Source organism: Mesorhizobium sp. CNPSo 4688 (assembly GCF_057784295.1).
This window is the reverse complement of record NZ_JBWLUY010000071.1, coordinates 1-2,319: the sequence shown is the minus strand read 5'-3', so window position 1 is coordinate 2,319 and position 2,319 is coordinate 1. Positions and strand designations below refer to the sequence as shown.

Annotated in this window: 2 protein-coding genes; both read left to right on the top strand. The window is 59.9% G+C overall.

The features are described 5' to 3' along the window. Positions 1-149 precede the first annotated feature (149 nt). Complete coding sequence (locus tag AC04SH_RS34750; RefSeq protein ID WP_488481860.1) at positions 150-1,382, top strand: site-specific integrase; 1,233 nt, start codon at positions 150-152, stop codon at positions 1,380-1,382. Beyond that, the coding region (locus tag AC04SH_RS34745; protein ID WP_488481861.1) for a tyrosine-type recombinase/integrase at positions 1,379-2,319 on the top strand (941 nt) is incomplete at its 3' end. The genes AC04SH_RS34750 and AC04SH_RS34745, both read left to right, overlap by 4 nt.

The window sequence follows — 2,319 nt, the reverse complement described above, 5'->3', positions numbered from 1 at the left end:
AGTAATCAGCAGCAGTTCATAATGTGAAGGAACGCGCCGAACACGCGATTTTCCCAGCAGGCAGGCCCGATCGGCCTTCGGCGTGCTGCGCATTATTTTTCGACATGAGATCTTTGGCTGTCGTTCAAAACGCAGTCGAGGAGATTTTCATGTCACACGAAACCAGCTCTCTGGTCACCGAACTGAAGGCGTGGCTGACGCAACAGCGATTCAATCCATTTGCAATTTACCATTATTGCCGCAACGCCGAGTATTTTCTGCAGCATCTTTCCGAGCGAGGCATAGCTCTGGAGATGGTAACGCCGGATGATGTGTCGAAATACCTTCGCCTCGCCGTGCGTCGATTTCGAAAACGATATGGTCATCCACCGGCACCTCATTGGGAGGCCACCCCGCGGGCGGCAATCCATGCCCTTTTACGACGTTCGCTTAAGCGATGGCCTCCAGAACCGGACCCGACCGATGCTGGCGAACGTCTCTACCGCGAGGTTTTGGCTCGTTATGAGGAGTGGCTGCGGGAAGAGCGTGGGCTGGCGGCATCCTCGATCTCCGCCCTGATGTGGGAAGCAAAGCATTTCTGTGGCTGGTACGCAAAGCACTCGGCGACCGTCGGCTTTGCGGAATTGAGCGTTCCCGACATCGATGCCTATATGGACATGCGGGCTCCTGGACTGACCCGCATATCGTTGAAGGATGCCGCCGACCGGCTCCGGTCGTTGCTGAAGCATCTTCATAGGTCCGGGCACACCGCCGCCGACCTCGCGACGCGTGTCATCGCCCCGCTGCTCTATGCTTACGAGGGAATTCCATCCGCTCTAAGTTCAGATCAGATCGCCGCCGTCCTGGAGGTCGCCAGCAAGGATCAATCGCCAGGGGGATTGCGGGACTACGCCATCCTCCAGATGCTGGCGGTCTATGGCTTGCGTGCCGGTGAAATAAGCGGGTTGCGACTGGAGGACGTCGACTGGCGCGGTGACGTTTTGCACATTCGCCATTCCAAGACCGGGGCGCGTTCTGTTTTGCCGTTACTGGAATCGGTTGGAGAGGCCTTGATTGCCTACCTTCGGCATGGCCGGCCGGAAACAGATGTGCGGGAAATCTTCGTTCGCATACGCGCACCGTACGTTCCCATGGTTCGCATCGGCAACGAAGTCCGCCGGCGGATAGAGGCGGCAGGTCTCGTGCTGAGCGGCAAGCGCGGCCCCCACATCTTCCGGCATGCTCGTGCTGTCAGCCTGCTGCGTGCAGACGTGCCGAGGAAGGTGATCGGAGACGTATTGGGCCATCGATCGACGGAATCGACGATTCCATATCTGAAGCTGGCCACTGAAGATCTGCGCGCCATCGCTCTGGAGATTCCGGGTCCGGAGGGGCGCGCATGAGCACCTGGCCCGACACCAACGGAAAGATCATCGAGCGCTATCATGCTCAATTGCGGTTGCGACATCCGAGGAGCCCGACCACCTATCGGCGGATTCTGCACAGCTTCCAGGAGGTTGCTGCCCGGCAACCGGCCAACACCACGCTCGTCACACGGGAGACCCTGGAAACCTGGCTGAGCGAGCGGGCTCGAGACTGGGCTCGCCCGACGTTGATGCATTACGCCCGCATCATCAACCGATTCCTCGATTACCTCGTGCAGGAGGGTTTTACCGCCAGCAATCCCATCAACGAATTGTGCGCCGCTCATCAAGCCAGAAGCGACAAGGCGGTGCTGCGAGCGCTGCTCTCGCCGGATCCCGATCAAGCTCTGGAGGCATTGCGGCAGCTCCCAGCGTTCGGCAGTGTGCTCGGGGACTTCATGCGCAACCATATCGCTCTCATGCGAACCAGAGGCTATCGCTATCTGACGCAGGCGCATTGGCTCTGGCGCTTTGACCGCTTTTTGCAGATGCACCCGGAATTGGCGGCGGAGCCGGTACCGATCATGCTACAGCACTGGGCGGCGGCACGGTCGACGGCGAACCATGCCGCCGAATGCGAGAAGCTCGCGCGCGTGCTGGGCAAGGCGCTTAACCGTCTTGATCCGGCGATCATGCCGAAACGTCCCGACCCGCGGCCGGGACAGCAGGTCGCGAAGCAATGGCGCCGGCCCTACATCTACAGTGTCGAAGAGATCCGTCGGCTTCTCGATATCGCCCGATCCTACCCTTCACCGCGGTCACCGCTCCGACCGGTGAGCCTCTACGTGATGCTGGTATTGGCCTATTGCTGCGGGTTGCGGCTGGGGGAACTCGCGCGTCTCGATCTTGGTGATGTCGATCTGATTGCCGGCACGATCACCATCCGGGAAACGAAGTTCTTCAAGTCCCGGATCCT